The sequence below is a fragment of the Pinisolibacter sp. genome, from assembly GCF_036782435.1.
Classification (GTDB): Bacteria; Pseudomonadota; Alphaproteobacteria; order Rhizobiales; family Ancalomicrobiaceae; genus CALBKH01.
Genome location: NZ_DAIPZB010000073.1, coordinates 1 through 16,470, shown reverse-complemented (window position 1 = coordinate 16,470; position 16,470 = coordinate 1). Strand labels below are relative to the sequence as shown.

Here is a 16,470-nt window from a genome sequence, read left to right as displayed (position 1 = left end):
CTGCCGATGATCAACGAGGCGATCTACACGCTCTACGAGGGCGTGGGCTCGGTCGACGCCATCGACACCGCCATGCGGCTCGGCGCCAATCACCCGATGGGCCCGCTGCAGCTCGCCGACTTCATCGGCCTCGACACCTGCCTGTCGATCATGCAGGTGCTCTACGAGGGTCTGGCGGATTCGAAGTACCGCCCCTGCCCGCTCCTGGTGAAGTACGTCGAGGCCGGCTGGCTCGGTCGCAAGACCCAGCGCGGCTTCTACGACTACCGCGGCGAGAAGCCCGTCCCGACCCGCTGATCCGGCGATCTCGGGCCAGACGAAGGCGCGTCCGAGACCCTCGGAGGCGCCTTTTCCTTTTCCGGCATCGCGAAGCGAACCGCCGCAACCCGTTTCACGAGGCTCGCGCGCCCCATGTCGCCACGCACCCTCGCCACGCTGATCGGCCTCACCGCCATCCTGATGTGGTCGGCCCTCGGTCTCCTGACCGCCACCTCCGGTCGGGTGCCGGCCTTCCAGATGACCGCCATGGCCTTCGCCATCTCCGGCCTGACCGCGACCCTGTGGCTCGCCGTCACCGGCCGTCTCGCGGTGCTGCGCCAACCCTGGAAGGTCTGGGCGCTCGGCATCGGCGGCCTCTTCGGCTTCCACGCCTTCTACTTCACCTCGCTGCGGCTCGCCCCGCCGGTCGAGGCGAACCTCGTCAACTACCTGTGGCCGCTGCTCATCGTCGTCTTCTCCGGCCTCTTGCCGGGCGAGCGGCTGCGGCCCCATCACGTGATCGGCGCCCTGCTCGGCCTCCTCGGCGCCGGCGCCATCGTCACCCGCGGCCGCGGCCTCGACATCGATCCGGCCCATGTCCTCGGCTATCTCGCCGCGGTCGGTTCGGCGGTGACCTGGGCCGGCTATTCGATCCTGTCGCGCCGCCTCGGCGCCGTCCCGACCGCCACCGTCGCCGGATTCTGTTTGGCGACCGCGGCGCTCTCGGTCCCCTGCCATCTCGCCTTCGAGGAGACGGTGTGGCCCGATGGCCCGCTGCAATGGGCCGCCGTCGTCGGCCTCGGCCTCTTCCCCGTCGGCCTCGCCTTCTTCGTCTGGGACCACGGCGTCAAGCGCGGCGACATCCAGGTGCTCGGCGCGGCGAGCTATCTCTCGCCGCTCGTCTCCACCCTGCTGCTGATCCTCGCCGGCTGGGGCACCTTCTCCGCGCCGGTCGGCTTCGCCGCGGTCGCCATCACCCTCGGCGCGATGATCGCCTCCAAGGACCTGCTGCTGCGCCGCAAGACATCAGCCCAGCCGTGACGGCCGCGGGCTCGGCCGCCAGTCCTGCGGCGCCATCTCGAACCCGGCGAACTCGAACCCCGGCGCCACCGTGCAGCCGACGAGCGTCCAGCGCCCGAGGCTGACGGCGCTCTGCCAGGCATCCTTCGGCACCACCGCCTGGGGCCGCTGGCCGCTCGCCAGATCCGGCCCGAGATGCAGGCTCCAGGCGTCGTGGCCGTTCTCCGAGACGGTGAGAGCAAGGGGCGCGCCCCCGTACCAGTGCCAGGTCTCCACCGCGTCGACCCGGTGCCAATGCGACACCTCGTCGGCCGCCAGCAGAAAATAGATCGCCGTCGACCGCGCCCGCCCGTCGGGTCCCGTGCGATCGCGGAAGGTCTCGCGGAAATGCCCACCCTCCGGGTGCGGCGCGAGATCGAGCAGGCGGATCACCTCGACCGCGGAGAGATCGGCGGGCGGCATCATCGGCACCTCCGAGGAGCGATCAGAAGCGATTCTTGCGTTCGCGGATCTCGGCGAAGACCGCCTCGTCCGAGGCCTCCAACATGCCGATCGCCGACTTCACTTCCGCGACGTCGGCCCGCAGGAACGGGTTGGTGGCGATCTCGTCGGCGAGCCGCGAGGGCACCGTCGCCAACCCCTGATCGCGAGCCGCGTCGATCTCCTTGGCGCGGCGCGCCAGCGCCGACGACTGCGGCTCGATGGTCAGAGCGAAACGGGCGTTTCCTTGCGTGTATTCGTGGCCGCAATAGACCATCGTCTCGCCCGGCAGCGCCCGGAGCTTCTTCAGCGACGCCCACATCTCGGCCGCCGTCCCTTCGAACAGCCGCCCGCAGCCGAGCGCGAACAGCGTGTCGCCGGCGAAGAGGGCATGAGCGGAGGGGATGTGATAGGCGACGTGGCCGAGCGTATGGCCGGGCACCGCGAAAACATCGACCCGCGTCTTGCCGAGGAAGATGTGCTCGCCGTCGCCCACCGCCCGATCGACCTCCGGCACCCGCCCCTTCTCGGTGTCGTAGACGGAAGCGACGACGCGCGCGCCGAAGCGATCCTTCAGCGCCTTCACCGCCTCGATGTGGTCGTAGTGGTGATGGGTGACGAAGATGTCGGTGAGCCGCCAGCCGGTCTCCTCCAGCGCATCGAGGATCGCTTCTTCCTCCGGCGCGTCGATCGTGGCGGTGGCGCCCGACTCCGTGTCGTGGACGAGGACGGCATAATTGTCGTCGCGGGCGGGGAACTGGCGGATCTCGATCATCGTCGGGCACGTCTCCTCGGTCCGAGCTTGTGACGGCGGGTCGCTCGCCCCGTCGTCCACCTTCGACTAACATTCTCCTGACAGGATGGCGATCGTTCGCTCCGAACGGAAGACCGATCCGCGCACGGAACCCACGCGATGTACGTCGACGTCGTCGATCTGAGGAACTTCTACGGCGGGCCGCTCGGCACGCTGGTGCGCCGGCATCTTCGCGCCAAGCTCGTCGAGATGTGGCCGAAGGTCTCCGGCGACCGCGTCCTCGGCCTCGGTTACGCAACGCCGTTCCTGCGCCCCTTCCTCGGCCGGGCCGAGCGGGTGATCGGCTTCATGCCGGCCCGCCAGGGCGTGGTGAACTGGCCCTCCGAGGGCCCCTCGGCCACCGCCCTCGTCGACGAATGCGCCCTGCCGCTGCCCGACAGTTCCATCGACCGGATGCTGCTCGTCCACGCCCTCGAGACGGCGGACGATCCCGGCGAGGTGTTGCGCGAGGTCTGGCGGGTGATGGCGCCGGGCGGCCGGCTGATCGCCGTGGTGCCCAACCGTATCGGCCTCTGGGCCCGGCTCGAGACGACGCCTTTCGGTTTCGGCCGTCCTTTCACCCAGGGCCAGCTCGACACGGCGCTCAAGGACGCCCTGTTCTCGCCGATCGACTGGCGCGGCGCCCTCTACATGCTGCCCTCGACCCGGCGCCTCGCGATGCGCTCGGCGGCGACGCTGGAGCGCTTCGGCACCCGCACCTGGCCCGGCTTCGCCGGCCTCCTGGTGGTCGAGGCGACCAAGCAGCTCTATCAGGGCATCCCCCAGCGCGTCGGTGGCCGCCTGCGCACCGCCCCGGTCTTCCGCCCCGCCCTGGCGCTCGAAGAGGCGCGGCACGAGTCGGCCGAGACCCTCTGATACCGGGCTGATGAATTTCGGACTCGTCCGAAATTCATCAGCGTTACGGCCTGACCGGCCGACGCCCGTTCGGGCTTGCCATCGCCCATGAAGTTCTGAACAGGTCAGAACTTCATGGGCTCGGTATGAGCCCGTCGCCGCCCGACACGCCGCGGAAAATACGAAGAGGCCGGGATCGCTCCCGGCCTCTCGAAGATCTTCGGAAAGATCCCGTGCGCCCGATCACTCGGCGGCGGCGACGGTCTTCTTCTCCTGACGCTCGACGATACGAGCGGCCTTACCGGTGAGGCCACGCAGGTAGTAGAGCTTGGCGCGACGGACCTTGCCGCGACGCACCACGTCCACGCCCTCGACCAGCGGCGAGTAGCACGGGAAGACGCGCTCGACGCCCTCGCCGTAGGAGATCTTGCGGACGGTGAAGCTCTCGTTGAGGCCCGAGCCGGCGCGCGCGATGCAGACGCCCTCGTAGGCCTGCACACGGGTGCGGTTGCCTTCGACGACACGGACGTTGACGCGGACGGTGTCACCGGGGGCGAATTCGGGGAGCTTGCGCTTCTCGGCGATGGCCGCAGCCTGCTCCTTCTCGAGCTGTTCGATGATGTTCATGGGTCACCTGTTCGGAAAGTTGCGTTGCCTATACTCGATGTCTCGCCGCTTGTCATGCCCCCGTCGTCGACTCGAGGCGTTCGCGGCGCGCGATTCGTCACTTTTCGCTTCCCCCGGCTGGCCGGGGACGGTTCCAGAGATCGGGGCGCCGCTCGCGGGTGATCCGCTCGGCTTCCCCCCGCTTCCAACGGGCGATCGCCGCATGATCTCCCGAGGTCAGCACCTCCGGGATGGTCCGCCCCTCCCAGACCTGCGGCCGGGTGTAGTGCGGGTATTCCAGGAGCCCGGTCTCGAAGCTCTCCTCCGAACCGGATTCCAGCTTGCCCATCACCCCGTCGATCAGCCGGACGGCCGCATCGAGGAGCACCATGGCGGCGATCTCGCCACCGGAGAGGACGTAGTCGCCGATCGACACCTCGATCAGCCCGCGTCCTTCGATCACCCGTTCGTCGACGCCTTCGAAGCGCCCGCACAGGACCACCACGCCCGGTCCCGCCGCGAGTTCGCGGACGAACTCCTGCGAGAGCGGCCTCCCCCGCGGGCTCATCAGCAGCCGGGGTCGGTCGTCCGCCGCCACCGAGTCGATCGCCTTGGCGACCACGTCGGCGCGCAGCACCATCCCCGGACCGCCGCCCGCCGGCGTGTCGTCGACCGACCGGTGCTTGCCTTCCGCGAAGTCGCGGATCTGCACCGTGTCGAGCGACCACAGGCCCTTGGTGAGCGCCTTGCCCGCCAGAGACACCCCGAGTGGTCCCGGGAACATCTCCGGATGGAGGGTCAGAACCGTGGCGGCGAAGCCGGTCACGTCTCCTCGCCCTCCGCGCCGTCCTCGCCCGCCTCCGGCTTCTCCTCGCGGAAGAAGCCCTCCGGCGGCGTGACGACGACGCGTCCACCCTTCACGTCCACCACCGGCACGCAGGCCAGCGTGAACGGCAGGTAGAAGCTCGTCCCTTCGGCGGGCCGGACTTCGAGCAGATCGCCGGCGCCGAAGCTCGGCACCGCGACGACCTCGCCGAGCCGCTTTCCCGCCTCGTCCACCACCGCGAGCCCGATCAGGTCGGTGTGGTAGAAGGTCTCGTCGTCTTCGGGCTCCGGCAGAGCGGAGCGGTCGACGAAGAGCTCGGCGCCGTTGAGCTTCTCGGCCGCGGTGCGGTCGGCCACCTCGCGGAACTTCACGACGAGCATGGTGCCCTGGTCGCGCATCCGGTCGATGGTGAGCCGCCCACCCTTGGAGCTCGAGAGCGGACCGTAGTCGGCGATCGCATCGATCGGATCGGTGAAGGATTTGACCCTCACCTCGCCGCGGATGCCGTGAGCGGCCCCGACCTGTCCGACGAGGACCCGATCATCACCGCTCATCGTCACTCACTCCGCTTCGCACCGATCACTCGGCCGCGTCGGCGGCGGCTTCGGCCTTCTTGGCCTTCTCGGCGGCGCGCTCCTGGGCCTTCTTGCCCGGCTCGGCCTGCTGCGGGTTGTTGCGCGGCGCGCGCTTCATCAGGCCGGCGGCGTCGAGGAAACGGGCCACACGGTCGGTCGGCTGGGCGCCGACGGAGAGCCAGTGGGTGAGGCGCTCGGTGACGAGGGTCACGCGATCGGCCGAGTCCTTGGCGAGCATCGGGTTGTAGGTGCCGACCTTCTCGATGAAGCGGCCGTCGCGGGGGCTGCGGGCGTCGGCGACGACGATGCGATAGAACGGGCGCTTCTTGGAGCCACCACGGGCGAGACGGATCTTGAGCGACATGGGCTCGGTTCCTTTCCTTCGATGTTCTGTCCTGTGACCGGAGGCGAACCTCCGGGAATTCCGAAACTCTCGCGCTCCTCCCCCGCGGCCCGCCTCGAGCGACCCCGCGAGGAGAAAGCGGGAAACCTCACTTCTTCCGGAAGCCGGGCGGCAGCGGCCCCTTCGGCAGACCCATGCCCGGCATCCCCATGCCCTTGGGCAGGGTCGGCATGCCGCCCATCCCGCCGAGACCGGGGGGGAGCTGCGGCATCTGCCCGGACTTGGCCATCGCCTCGAGCTCGGCCGGATCCATCTGCGGCATGCCGCCGCCGAGGAGCCCGCCGAGGCCACCGAACAGGCCGCCCTTCTTCTTGCCCATCGCCTTCATCATGTCGGCCATCTGGCGATGCATCTTGAGGAGCTTGTTGATCTCCTCGACCCTGGTGCCGGAGCCGCTCGCGATGCGGCGCTTGCGGCTGGCCGCGAGGATCTCCGGCTTGCGGCGCTCCTTGGCGGTCATCGAGCGGATGATGGCGATCTGGCGGTCGAAGACCTTCTCGTCGAAGCCGTCGAGCTGGCCCTTGAGCTTGCCCATGCCGGGCAGCATTCCCATGATGCCCTTCATGCCGCCGAGCTTCTTCATCTGCCCGAGCTGATCGGCGAGATCGTCCAGGTCGAACTGACCCTTCTTCATCTTGGCGGCCATGTCGGCCGCCTTCTTGATGTCGATCTCGGCCGCCGCCTTCTCGACCAGCGCGACGATGTCGCCCATGCCGAGGATACGGCCGGCGATGCGCGCCGGATCGAAGTCCTCGAGCGCGTCGGCCTTTTCGCCGACGCCGACCAGCTTGATCGGCTTGCCGGTCACCGCGCGCATCGACAGCGCCGCGCCGCCGCGGCCGTCGCCGTCCATACGGGTGAGCACGATGCCGGTGATGCCGACCCGCTCGTCGAACGAGCGGGCGAGATGGACCGCGTCCTGGCCGGTCAGCGCGTCGGCGACCAGCAGGATCTCGTGCGGCTTGCCGACCTTCTTGATCTCCGCCATCTCGAGCATCAGCGGCTCGTCGATGTGGATGCGGCCGGCGGTATCGAGGATGACGACGTCGTAGCCGCCGAGACGGGCGGCCATCTGGGCGCGCTCGGCGATCTGCACCGGCGTCTGGCCGGCGACGATCGGCAGCGTATCGATCTGGTTCTGCTCGCCGAGGACGCGCAACTGCTCCTGCGCCGCCGGACGGCGGGTGTCGAGCGAGGCGAGCAGCACCTTGGCCTTGGCCCGCTCGGAGAGCCGCTTGCCGATCTTGGCGGTGGTCGTCGTCTTACCCGAGCCCTGGAGGCCGACCATCATGATGGTGACCGGCGCCGGCGCGTCGAGATCGATCGGCTTGGCGGTCGACCCCAACGTCTCGACGAGGACGTCGTGGACGATCTTGATGACCTGCTGGCCGGGGGTGACCGAGCGCAGCACCTCGTGGCCGACGGCGCGGTGTTTGACCTTGTCGGTGAAGGACTTGACCACGTCGAGAGCGACGTCGGCCTCGATCAGGGCGCGGCGAACCTCGCGCATCGCCTCGCCGACGTCGGCCTCGGTGAGGGCGCCGCGGCGGGTGAGCTTGTCCAGAATCCCGGACAACCGTTCCGAAAGGTTCTCGAACATTCGTCGCTCGATCCGTTGTTGCCTACGCACCGACGACGCGACCGATCCCCAAACGAAAACGCGCCCGCGGGCGCAACGCGCTGGCGGACGTTCGCCTCCGGGGGCTTATCCGATGCCCCGGTCGGCTGAGGGATCGACGACGAAGTCGGCGAGAGTCGCGCTTCCATAGAGAAGGGCGGGCGAAGAGTCAATCTTCGCCCGCCCCGTGAGGATGCTCACCGGCCGGATCACTCGACGAAGACGTAGATGTCGACGACGACGCGATCTTCCGGCGAAGCGATGGCGTCCTCGCCGTATTCTTCGATCATCGCCGTGACGGTGAGACCGTTGGCGGCGAGGTATTCGTCGATACGGGAATAGACCGCGTCGAGATCGTCGGCGGCGGCGGACGGCGAGAAGCGCAGAGCCGGACCGGCGGGCGAGACGTCGGCCTTGACGCCCTTGGGCAGCTTGCCCTTGCCCGGCGCCTTGTCGACCGGCAGCATCACCACGAAGGAGAAGCCGTTCTCGTCGCTCTCGACATACTCGACCAGCGGCGCACCGTCGGGCTTGACCCCCGCCTTCTTGGCGGCGATCGCCAACTGTTCGAAGGCGTTGCCGAGCTTGTCCTCGGCCTCTTCCCAGGCGCCGTGACCCTCGATGGCGAGAACCGGACGTTCCGGCAGATCGACCTCTTCCGGCGGGGCGACTTCGGCGCTGTCCGGCGCCGGAGCGGCGGCCTCGTCCGGTGCCGCAGGCTTGCCGGCTTCCGCAGGGGCCGCCGGCTTGGCGGCTTCCGCGGGCGCGGCGGCAGGAGCAGGAGCTGCCGGCTTCGCGGCTTCCGCGGCAGGCGCGGGCTCAGCCGGCTTGGCGGCTTCGGCGGGAGCCGGGGTGGCCGGTTTCGCGGCCTCGGCGGGTGCGGGTGCGGCGGGCGCCACCTCGGCCGGAGCGGCCGGCTTCGGCGCTTCGGCGGCTGCGGGAGCTGGAGCAGGCGCGGCGGGAGCGGCTGCGGCTGCGGCCGGAGCTTCCGCGGGCTTCGGCGCCGCTTCCTGCGCCAGGCCGACCGCCGGCAAGGCGGCGAGTGAGCCGAGGGTGAACAGCGCCGCGGCGCTCATCTTCGCGGTCATGCGCATGATCGCACACCTTTCGGGTTGTATCGGTCCCCTGAAACACGACCGATGTACGAATCGAAATCGGCCGAAGCATGGCGCATTCGGTAGGCGCTTGCACGAAATTCCACCGGTTTCGCGCCCGTCCGAACGTCGCGGGCACGGCCGCGGCGGCGACCCGCCGAGATGCACCGAGACGACGCCGATCCACCTCCTCACCGCGCTCGCGACACGCCGGTCCGGGGTCTTCAGATCCCGCCGAGCCGGCGCGGCGCGGCGTGGGCCCAGGGGTGCTCCGGTCCGACCGCCGCCAGCCGTTGGACGATCTTCGGCGCCCGCGTCACGGTGAACTCCGCGGGCAGCTCGCCCTGCTCGAACCCGACGACGACGAGATCGCCGAGCGTCTCCGGCCGCAACAATTCGTTCGGCGCCAGCATGAAGTCCGGGTTCGACGGCTTGCCGAAACGCTCCTGGCCGCGGGCGAAGGTCTCGTAGATCAGGATGCCGTCCTCGGCGACGAGATCGGCGAGACGCGTCAGCAGCGGCCGGAACAGATAGTTGGTGACGATCACCCCGGCGAAGCGGCGCGTCCCCCAGGGAAAATCGAGCCCGCCCGGCGCCTCGAGATCGTGGACGACGATCTCGACGTCGCCGCGCCCTTCGAGATCGGCGAGGCCGGAGACGTCGCGGTCGAGCCCCACCACCGGATGGCCGAGCGTGAGCGCCCGGCGCAGGTGCCGCCCGGCGCCACAGGCGAGATCGAGCACCGTGCCGCTCGCCGCGACGCCGGGAAGGAAACGCTCGACCCAGTCGGAGGCGCGGCCATGGCCGTGGGGATTGATCGCAGGGGCGGCGGATTCGCTCATCGAAACGTCCTCGTGACTGGCTTTTTCGGGCGATCTTCGCCATATGTTCGGAAGACCACCGGCGGGCCTCGCCCGGCCGCATGTTCGTGTGCGCCCGAAACCTGTACGCCCGAACACCCGCGAAGCGACGGTGATCCCTCGAGGAGCGACCATGACCACCGCCATCCCCTTTCGCAAGATGAACGGGCTCGGCAACGACTTCCTGGTGTTCGACGCGCGCGCCGGCAGCCCGCGTCTGACCCCGGCCGAGATCGCGCGTCTGGCGGACCGGACGACCGGGATCGGCTTCGATCAGATGATCACCATCGAAACGTCGCCGGCCGGCGCCGACGCCTTCATGCGCATCGACAACGCCGACGGCGGCGAGGTCTCCGCCTGTGGCAACGCCACCCGCTGCATCGGCGCGGTGCTGATGAAGGAGAAGGGCAAGAGCGACGTCACCATCGAGACCCGCGCCGGCCTGCTCTACGCTTCCGACGCCGGCGAACCGGAGATGGTCACCGTCGACATGGGAGAGCCGCGGCTGAAGTGGAACGAGATCCCGCTCGCCGAACCCTTCGCCGACACCCGCGCCATCGAGTTGCAGATCGGCCCGATCGACGAGCCGATCCTGCATTCGCCCTCCTGCGTCTCGATGGGCAACCCCCACGCCATCTTCTGGGTCGACGACGTCGAGGCCTACGATCTCGAGCGCCTGGGACCGATGCTCGAGAACCACCCGATGTTCCCCGAGCGCGCCAACATCTCACTCGCCCACGTCACCGGCCGCGAGAGCCTGATCCTCAAGGTGTGGGAACGCGGCGCCGGCATCACCCGCGCCTGCGGCACCGGCGCCTGCGCCGCCGCGGTGGCCGCCGCCCGCACCCGCCGCACCGGCCGCCGCGTCACCGTGACCCTGCCCGGCGGCGATCTCCTCATCGATTGGCGCGAGGCCGACGGCCACGTGATGATGACCGGCCCGGTCGAGACCGAATTCGAGGGCCTGCTCGATCGCGACACGCTGACCTGGCGACGCATCGAGATGCCGACCCGTGGAGCGGCGGAGTGAGCGTCGAGCTCGTCACCCTCGGCTGCCGCTTGAATACGGCCGAGTCCGAAACCATGCGCGAACAGGCCGCCGCCGCCGGGCTCGACGACGTCGTCATCGTCAACACCTGCGCGGTGACCGCGGAAGCCGTCCGTCAGGCCCGCCAGACCATCCGCCGCACCCGCCGCGAGCGCCCCGGCGCCCGCATCGTCGTCACCGGCTGCGCCGCGCAGATCGAGCCGGAGAGATTCGCCGAGATGGCCGAGGTCGATCTGGTCCTCGGCAACGACGCCAAGCTCGAAGCGTCGAGCTGGACCGCACTCGCCGATTTCGGCATCTCCGAGACCGAGAAGGTGCGGGTCAACGACATCTTCTCGGTGCGCGAGACCGCGTCCCACATGGTCGCCGGCTTCGAGGAGCGCACCCGCGCCTTCGTCCAGGTGCAGAACGGCTGCGACCACCGCTGCACCTTCTGCATCATCCCCTACGGCCGCGGCAATTCCCGCTCGGTGCCGGCGGGCGCCGTCGTCGAGCAGGTGAAGCGGCTGACCGAGCGCGGCTATCGCGAGGTGGTGCTCACCGGCGTCGACATCACCTCCTGGGGCGGCGACCTGCCGGGCGCACCGAAGCTCGGATCGCTCGTCGCCGGCCTCTTGCACCACGCGCCCGATCTCGAGCGGCTGCGCATCTCCTCGATCGACTCGGTGGAGGCCGACCCCGAACTCGTCGACCTCGTCGCCGGCGAGCCGCGGCTGATGCCGCATCTCCATCTGTCGCTGCAGTCGGGCGACGACCTGATCCTCAAGCGCATGAAGCGCCGCCATGCGCGCGACGACGCGGTGCGCTTCTGCGCCGACCTGAAGGCGCGCCGCCCCGACATCGTCTTCGGCGCCGACCTCATCGCCGGTTTCCCGACCGAGACCGACGCGATGTTCGACAACACGCTGCGCCTGATCGCCGACTGCGGCCTCACCTTCACCCACGTCTTCCCTTTCTCCGCCCGGCCGGGCACGCCGGCGGCGCGCATGCCGCGGCTGGAGAAGACGGTGGTCAAGGAACGCGCCGCCCGGCTGCGCGCCACCGGTGAAGCCGCGACCGTCGCCCATCTCGAAGCCCGCCTCGGCGCCGTCGAGCGGGTGCTGATCGAAAAGGACGACTTCGGCCATACCGAACAGTTCGTCCCTGTCCGGGTGGCGGCTGGCGGCGTTTCCAATCTGCCGCCCGGCGACATCGTCGCGGCTCGCGTCGTGGCGCGGGATGGCTTAAGTCTCCGAGCCGAGGCCCTTTCGGATCGGAAAGACGAGGCGACGAGATGAGCGAAGGCGATAAGCGCGGACTGTTCGGACGGTGGTTCGGCGGCAAGCAGCCGCCCGCCGCCGCCACCCCGCCGACCGCGCCCGAACCGGCGCCGGAACCGACACCCGAGACGCCGGCCACCGCCGACGTCGCCACCGCCACCGAGACGAGCCCGACACCGCCCGCCGCCGTGCCGGCCCCCGCCCCCCCCTCCGCCGAAGCCGTTCCGACCGAGGTCGAGACCACCGCGACGCCCGAGGCGATCTCGGCGCCGGAGCTCGCAGTAGCCCCGGAACCGGCTCCCGCCCCGCTGGAGATCACCCCGGCGCGGCCGGTCGAAGACGCGGCGCCGAAGAAGACCACCTGGTGGCAGAAGCTCAAGACCGGCCTGTCGCGCACCTCGACGGCGCTCGGCTCCGGCATCTCGGCGATCTTCACCAAGCGCAAGCTCGACGACGACACGCTGGACGAGCTCGAGGACATCCTGATCCAGGCCGATCTCGGCCTCGCCACCGCGACGAAGATCACCGACGCCCTACGCCGCGACCGCTACGACAAGGAGATCACCGACCACGAGGTGCGCTCCGTGCTCGCCGCCGAGGTCGAGAAGGTGCTGGCGCCGGTCGCCAAGCCCCTCGACATCGCCTCGTCGCACCGTCCGCACGTGGTGCTGGTGGTCGGTGTCAACGGTTCCGGCAAGACCACCACCATCGGCAAGCTCGCCATGAAGCTCGGCCGCGAAGGCAAGTCGGTGACGCTGTGCGCCGGCGACACCTTCCGCGCCGCCGCGATCGAGCAGTTGAAGATCTGGGGCGGCCGCACCGGCGCCTCGGTGATCGCCCGCGAACCCGGCGCGGACGCCGCCTCCCTCGCCTTCGACGCCCTTGCCGCGGCGAAGTCCGCCGGCTCCGACGTGCTCGTCATCGACACCGCCGGACGGCTGCAGAACCGCGCCGAGCTGATGGCCGAGCTCGAGAAGGTGGTCCGGGTCATCAAGAAGCAGGATCCGTCGGCGCCGCACGACGTCATCCTCACCCTCGACGCCACCACCGGCCAGAACGCCGTCAATCAGGTCGAGATCTTCGGCAAGGTCGCCGGCGTCACCGGGCTGGTCATGACCAAGCTCGACGGCACCGCCCGCGGCGGCATCCTCGTCGCCATCGCCGAGCGTTTCGGCCTGCCGGTGCATTTCATCGGCGTCGGCGAAGGCGCCGACGACCTCGAACCCTTCGATGCCGCCGATTTCGCCGGCGCCATCGCCGGCCTGGAGCGCCGACCGGCCTGAGGCCGTTGCCATCGGGTCGCGCGACCCGATCGACGAGCGCCTGCACCATGCCGGCCGTCGACGGCGTCGCGCTTCGTTCTCAGCTCTCCTTGAAGCCGTATTCCGGGACGCCCTGCTCGGCGCCGTAGTACTTGTAGGGCAGGAACTTGCCCGACATGGTGATGCGCACCCGGTCGCCCTTCGGGTTGGGCTCGCGCTCGAACGCCATGTCGAAGTCGATCGCCGACATGATGCCGTCGCCGAACTCCTCCTCGATCAGCGCCTTCCACGCCGGGCCGTTGACCATCACCAACTCGTAGAAGCGGTAGATCAGCGGATCGGTCGGCGGCATCGCCGTCCCGGCGCCGCGCATCGGCACTTCGTTGAGCATCGCCTCTTCCGCCGCGGTGAGCCCGAAGAGGCCGGCGGCGCGTGCCGCCAGCGGCTTCACCAACTTCATCTGGCCGAGCAGGGCGCCGACCACCAGCACCGGCGACATGCCACCGATCTCGTTGCAGATGTGGGCCCAGCTCCAGCCCTTCTCGCGTTTGATGTCGAGGATCTTCTCGGTCAGCTCTTCACGCTTCATCGCTCGTCTCCGGGAGAGGATCGTGTCGGGAAACGACCCCGCCACGGCCGCCGCGAGTCACGAGACCGACGCCGACGGCGGAGCGAAGGGAGCAAGCGATGTGCCAGGGAGAAGCGACCGAATCCTGTGTGCAAGAAGCGGCGGCCCGCTCGCCGGCGAGGCAGGGTGCCGCTTATCCGGGCAGAGATCCGACACCGCGGACGAGCGAACCTCGGCCGGTCGGCACGGCCTCAGTCGAGCTGCCGCGCCTCGTCGGCGAGCATGATCGGGATGCCGTCGCGGATCGGATAGGCGAGACGCGCGGCGCGCGACACCAGTTCCTGCCGCTCGGCGTCGTATTCGAGCGTCGTGCGGGTCAAGGGGCAGACCAGCAGTTCGAGCAGACGCGGGTCGAGCCGGCCACGGCGACGATCTTCCACCAGTGCGGTTTCGTCGGTCATCTCGGCCCCCTCACTGCAGCGGCGTCGGCCCACCGTCGCCCTCGAGCGTGCGCTCGGTGATCGCCACCAGGAGCGCCGCCCGGGTGGCGAGGTCCGGCGCCGCGAGCAGCGCCTGCTTCTCTCGCGGCCCGCACGGCGACATCATCGCCAGCCCGTCGACCAGCGTCTCGTTGGAGGCCGCCTCGAAATGCGACCACTCGACCGTCATCTCGTTGGCGTCGAGATAGGCGCGAAGCGTCCCGAGCAGAGCCGAGCGATCGACCGCCTCCTCACCGAGCCCGGTGTGGAAATCGTCGGCGAAGCCCGAGCAGTCGTAACGCACCTGGCGGTAGGGCGTGGTGGTCGCCAGTTCCTCGGTGACGGTGAAGCGGGCGATGCCGATCAGGGTGATGATCGTCCGTCCGTCACCGGTCTCGGCGAACTGGGTGATCCGCCCGAGACAGCCGATCTCCTCCAGCGGCGGCCGGCGGTCCCGCTCGCCGGCCGGCACGTCGATGCGCGGCTGGATCAGCCCGATCAACCGATCGCCGGCGAGCGCCGCGTCGACCATGGCGAGATAACGCGGCTCGAAGACGTTGAGCGGCAGCGCCCGGCGCGGCAGCAGCAGCGCCCCGGTCAGTGGAAACAGCGGGATCACCGCCGGCAGGTCGTCCGGACCCTCGTAGGAGCGATTGCCGGCACGCGTCATGATCGCTCCTTCAGGCGAAGAGGACCGACGACAGGCGACGGCGCCCGTAGAGCGTCGCCGGATCCTTCGGACCCCAGGCCTCGAAGAAGGTGAGAAGCTGCTTGCGCGCCGCCTCGTCGTTCCACGGCCGGTCGCGGCGGATGATCTCGATCAGACTGTCGACCGCCGCCTGTTCGTGACCGGTCGCCGCCAGGATCAGCGCCAACTCGTAACGCGCCTGATGGTCGTTCGGGTCGTGGGCGATGCGCGCCTCGAGCGCCACCGGGTCGCCGAGCGCCGCGGTCTTCTCGGCGAGCGCGATGCGCGCCTGCACCGCGGCGACGCGCGGGTCCTTGGCGGCGGCCGCCGGCACCGTGGCGAGGAGTTTCTTCGCCGTGTCGAGATCGCGGATGGCGACGTGCACGTCGGCGAGGCCGAGCAGAGCGTCGAGGTTCTCCGGCTCCATCTGGTGGGCCCGGGCGAAGAGCTCGATCGCCGACTGGACGTCGCCGGCGTCGAGCGCCGCCTGCGCCTCGCTCACCAGCGCCTCGGCGTCCGAGGGGGCGGCCGGACCGCAGACCTTGTCGATGAAGGTCTGGATCTGGCTCTCCGGCACCGCACCCATGAAGCCGTCGACCGGCTGGCCGCCCTTGAAGGCGATGACCGCCGGGATCGACCGGATGCCCATCTGTCCCGCCACTTCCGGGTGATGGTCGATGTTCATCTTGACCAGCTTCACCCGCCCCTTGGCGGCGCGCACCACCTTCTCGATGGTCGGCGCGAGCTGCTTGCACGGCCCGCACCACTCGGCCCAGAAGTCGACCAGCACCGGCACCTGCTTGGAGGCGTCGATGACGTCGGTCATGAATTCGGCGGTGGTCGTCTCCTTGACCAGATCGTCGCCGCCGGCGGGCTTGGCCGCGGCCGGTTTCATCGTGGGGAAGGCGGAGCCGTAGGAGAAGGTCGGGCCGGTCATCGTGTCTTTCCGAGGTCGTTTCGGGATGCCGTGGGGTCGAGCGAGCACTCGCCGCGGCACCGTGTGTCGGGATGTCGAATGAAAGATGGGGTCAAAGGCGGCGATCCGCAATCACCCCGTCTCGCCGAACGCCGATCGGTCGCAGGCGCGAGCCCGCTCAACCCTCGTCGTCCACCACGATCTTGCCGTTCGAAACGGTGACGATCAGCGGCGGGTGGCCGGTTTCGCCGAGGAAGCGCACCAGATCCTCGCGCCGGATCGACGTCGTGGCGGTGTTCTCCAGCGGATGGAAGTTGAGGATCTCGTGCTCCATCATCGGCGCATCGATCACCATGGTGACCTGCGCCTCCGTGTCGTTGACCACCCCGAACGGCGTCACCGCGCCGGGGATGACGCCGAGAAGCTCCATCAGCAGCTCGGCCTTGCCGAAGGTGACGCGGCCCGAGGCGCCGATCTTGTCCGAGATCGCCTTCAGATCGATCGCCGCATCGGCCTCCGCCGTCACCAGGAACACCCGCCCCTTCTTGTCCTTGAGCAGCAGGTTCTTCGAATGCCCGCCGGGGATCGCGTGCTTGATCTCGCGGCTCTCGGCGACGGTGAAGACCGCCGGGTGGTCGTGGGTCTTCGTCTCGATGCCGAGTTCGACGAAGCGGGCGAGGAGATCGGCGCGGGTCAGTGGCATGGGAAGGGTCTCGTGCGGTCGGCGCGGGTTCGACGAAGCGCTCTTCTAGAATCTTTCCGTCACGAAGGGTACCGCCCACCTCACTCGTCGGTCGGCTCGCTCATCGCTGCCGGAGGTGTTGCTGCTGGTGGTGTGCGGGACGATCGGCGCCTGCGACGA

General features: G+C 69.5%; 20 protein-coding genes. 6 read left to right on the top strand and 14 right to left on the bottom strand.

The genetic code is table 11. The features are described from left to right. Together V7Q42_RS20145 and yddG are read left to right on the top strand one after the other, a co-directional pair. Positions 1 to 297: 3-hydroxyacyl-CoA dehydrogenase family protein (locus tag V7Q42_RS20145; RefSeq protein WP_333826055.1), on the top strand; the 297-nt coding region annotated here is incomplete at its 5' end. 114 nt (positions 298 to 411) lie between these two features. Continuing rightward, on the top strand, positions 412 to 1,299 hold the full coding sequence (yddG, locus tag V7Q42_RS20140; protein ID WP_333826054.1) for an aromatic amino acid exporter YddG: 888 nt from the start codon (positions 412 to 414) through the stop codon (positions 1,297 to 1,299). Here yddG and V7Q42_RS20135 read toward each other — a convergent pair. After that, the gene (locus tag V7Q42_RS20135; RefSeq protein WP_442958243.1) at positions 1,285 to 1,743 is read right to left on the bottom strand and encodes a cupin domain-containing protein; all 459 of its coding nucleotides are present in this window, start codon (positions 1,741 to 1,743) and stop codon (positions 1,285 to 1,287) included. The genes yddG and V7Q42_RS20135 overlap by 15 nt on opposite strands. Before the next feature lie 19 nt (positions 1,744 to 1,762). Then, entirely contained in the window at positions 1,763 to 2,533 is a 771-nt protein-coding gene (gene gloB, locus V7Q42_RS20130) for a hydroxyacylglutathione hydrolase (RefSeq protein ID WP_333826053.1), read from the bottom strand. Between the two features lie 138 nt (positions 2,534 to 2,671). Between gloB and V7Q42_RS20125 the strand changes: the two genes are divergently transcribed. Next, entirely contained in the window at positions 2,672 to 3,427 is a 756-nt protein-coding gene (locus V7Q42_RS20125) for a class I SAM-dependent methyltransferase (protein WP_333826052.1), read from the top strand. 222 nt (positions 3,428 to 3,649) lie between these two features. On the opposite strand, the gene rplS is transcribed toward V7Q42_RS20125, so the two are convergent. The 7 genes from rplS to V7Q42_RS20090 all read right to left on the bottom strand — a co-directional run bounded on the left by rplS (position 3,650) and on the right by V7Q42_RS20090 (position 9,370). Next, positions 3,650 to 4,033 carry a 50S ribosomal protein L19 gene (gene rplS, locus V7Q42_RS20120; RefSeq protein ID WP_333826051.1) on the bottom strand — a complete coding sequence of 128 codons (384 nt, stop codon included), beginning with the start codon at positions 4,031 to 4,033 and terminating at the stop codon, positions 3,650 to 3,652. 97 nt (positions 4,034 to 4,130) lie between these two features. Beyond that, entirely contained in the window at positions 4,131 to 4,838 is a 708-nt protein-coding gene (gene trmD / locus V7Q42_RS20115) for a tRNA (guanosine(37)-N1)-methyltransferase TrmD (protein WP_333826050.1), read from the bottom strand. After that, on the bottom strand, positions 4,835 to 5,392 hold the full coding sequence (gene rimM / locus V7Q42_RS20110; protein WP_333826049.1) for a ribosome maturation factor RimM: 558 nt from the start codon (positions 5,390 to 5,392) through the stop codon (positions 4,835 to 4,837). The genes trmD and rimM overlap by 4 nt, the downstream gene beginning before the upstream one ends. A 25-nt stretch (positions 5,393 to 5,417) precedes the next feature. Further along, entirely contained in the window at positions 5,418 to 5,777 is a 360-nt protein-coding gene (rpsP, locus tag V7Q42_RS20105) for a 30S ribosomal protein S16 (RefSeq protein ID WP_333826048.1), read from the bottom strand. Positions 5,778 to 5,904: 127 nt separating this feature from the next. After that, on the bottom strand, positions 5,905 to 7,416 hold the full coding sequence (gene ffh, locus V7Q42_RS20100; RefSeq protein ID WP_333826047.1) for a signal recognition particle protein: 1,512 nt from the start codon (positions 7,414 to 7,416) through the stop codon (positions 5,905 to 5,907). Between the two features lie 227 nt (positions 7,417 to 7,643). Beyond that, positions 7,644 to 8,522 carry a GyrI-like domain-containing protein gene (locus V7Q42_RS20095; protein WP_333826046.1) on the bottom strand — a complete coding sequence of 293 codons (879 nt, stop codon included), beginning with the start codon at positions 8,520 to 8,522 and terminating at the stop codon, positions 7,644 to 7,646. A gap of 230 nt (positions 8,523 to 8,752) precedes the next feature. Beyond that, entirely contained in the window at positions 8,753 to 9,370 is a 618-nt protein-coding gene (locus V7Q42_RS20090) for a class I SAM-dependent methyltransferase (RefSeq protein ID WP_333826045.1), read from the bottom strand. Between the two features lie 151 nt (positions 9,371 to 9,521). Between V7Q42_RS20090 and dapF the strand changes: the two genes are divergently transcribed. The 3 genes from dapF to ftsY are packed head-to-tail and all read left to right on the top strand — an operon-like array spanning position 9,522 to position 12,978. Further along, on the top strand, positions 9,522 to 10,418 hold the full coding sequence (gene dapF / locus V7Q42_RS20085; protein WP_333826044.1) for a diaminopimelate epimerase: 897 nt from the start codon (positions 9,522 to 9,524) through the stop codon (positions 10,416 to 10,418). Beyond that, a complete protein-coding gene (mtaB, locus tag V7Q42_RS20080) occupies positions 10,415 to 11,713 on the top strand; it encodes a tRNA (N(6)-L-threonylcarbamoyladenosine(37)-C(2))-methylthiotransferase MtaB (protein WP_333826043.1) in 1,299 nt (432 codons plus the stop codon). The genes dapF and mtaB overlap by 4 nt, the downstream gene beginning before the upstream one ends. Continuing rightward, positions 11,710 to 12,978: a signal recognition particle-docking protein FtsY gene (gene ftsY, locus V7Q42_RS20075; protein ID WP_333826042.1), complete on the top strand. Its 1,269-nt coding sequence runs from the start codon at positions 11,710 to 11,712 to the stop codon at positions 12,976 to 12,978. Before mtaB ends, ftsY begins: the two co-directional genes overlap by 4 nt. 79 nt (positions 12,979 to 13,057) lie before the next feature. Here the strand turns inward: ftsY and cynS are convergent, their stop codons facing one another. The 5 genes from cynS to V7Q42_RS20050 all read right to left on the bottom strand — a co-directional run bounded on the left by cynS (position 13,058) and on the right by V7Q42_RS20050 (position 16,311). Continuing rightward, complete coding sequence (gene cynS / locus V7Q42_RS20070) at positions 13,058 to 13,546, bottom strand: cyanase (RefSeq protein ID WP_333826041.1); 489 nt, start codon at positions 13,544 to 13,546, stop codon at positions 13,058 to 13,060. 230 nt (positions 13,547 to 13,776) lie between these two features. Beyond that, positions 13,777 to 13,986 (bottom strand): Trm112 family protein, encoded by a 210-nt coding sequence (locus tag V7Q42_RS20065; protein ID WP_333826040.1) that lies wholly within the window; start codon positions 13,984 to 13,986, stop codon positions 13,777 to 13,779. A 10-nt stretch (positions 13,987 to 13,996) separates the two neighbouring features. Continuing rightward, on the bottom strand, positions 13,997 to 14,674 hold the full coding sequence (locus V7Q42_RS20060) for an LON peptidase substrate-binding domain-containing protein (protein ID WP_333826039.1): 678 nt from the start codon (positions 14,672 to 14,674) through the stop codon (positions 13,997 to 13,999). Positions 14,675 to 14,684: 10 nt separating this feature from the next. After that, the gene (gene trxA / locus V7Q42_RS20055) at positions 14,685 to 15,629 is read right to left on the bottom strand and encodes a thioredoxin (RefSeq protein WP_333826038.1); all 945 of its coding nucleotides are present in this window, start codon (positions 15,627 to 15,629) and stop codon (positions 14,685 to 14,687) included. A 157-nt stretch (positions 15,630 to 15,786) separates the two neighbouring features. After that, entirely contained in the window at positions 15,787 to 16,311 is a 525-nt protein-coding gene (locus V7Q42_RS20050; protein WP_333826037.1) for a prolyl-tRNA synthetase associated domain-containing protein, read from the bottom strand. Positions 16,312 to 16,470: the final 159 nt, after the last annotated feature.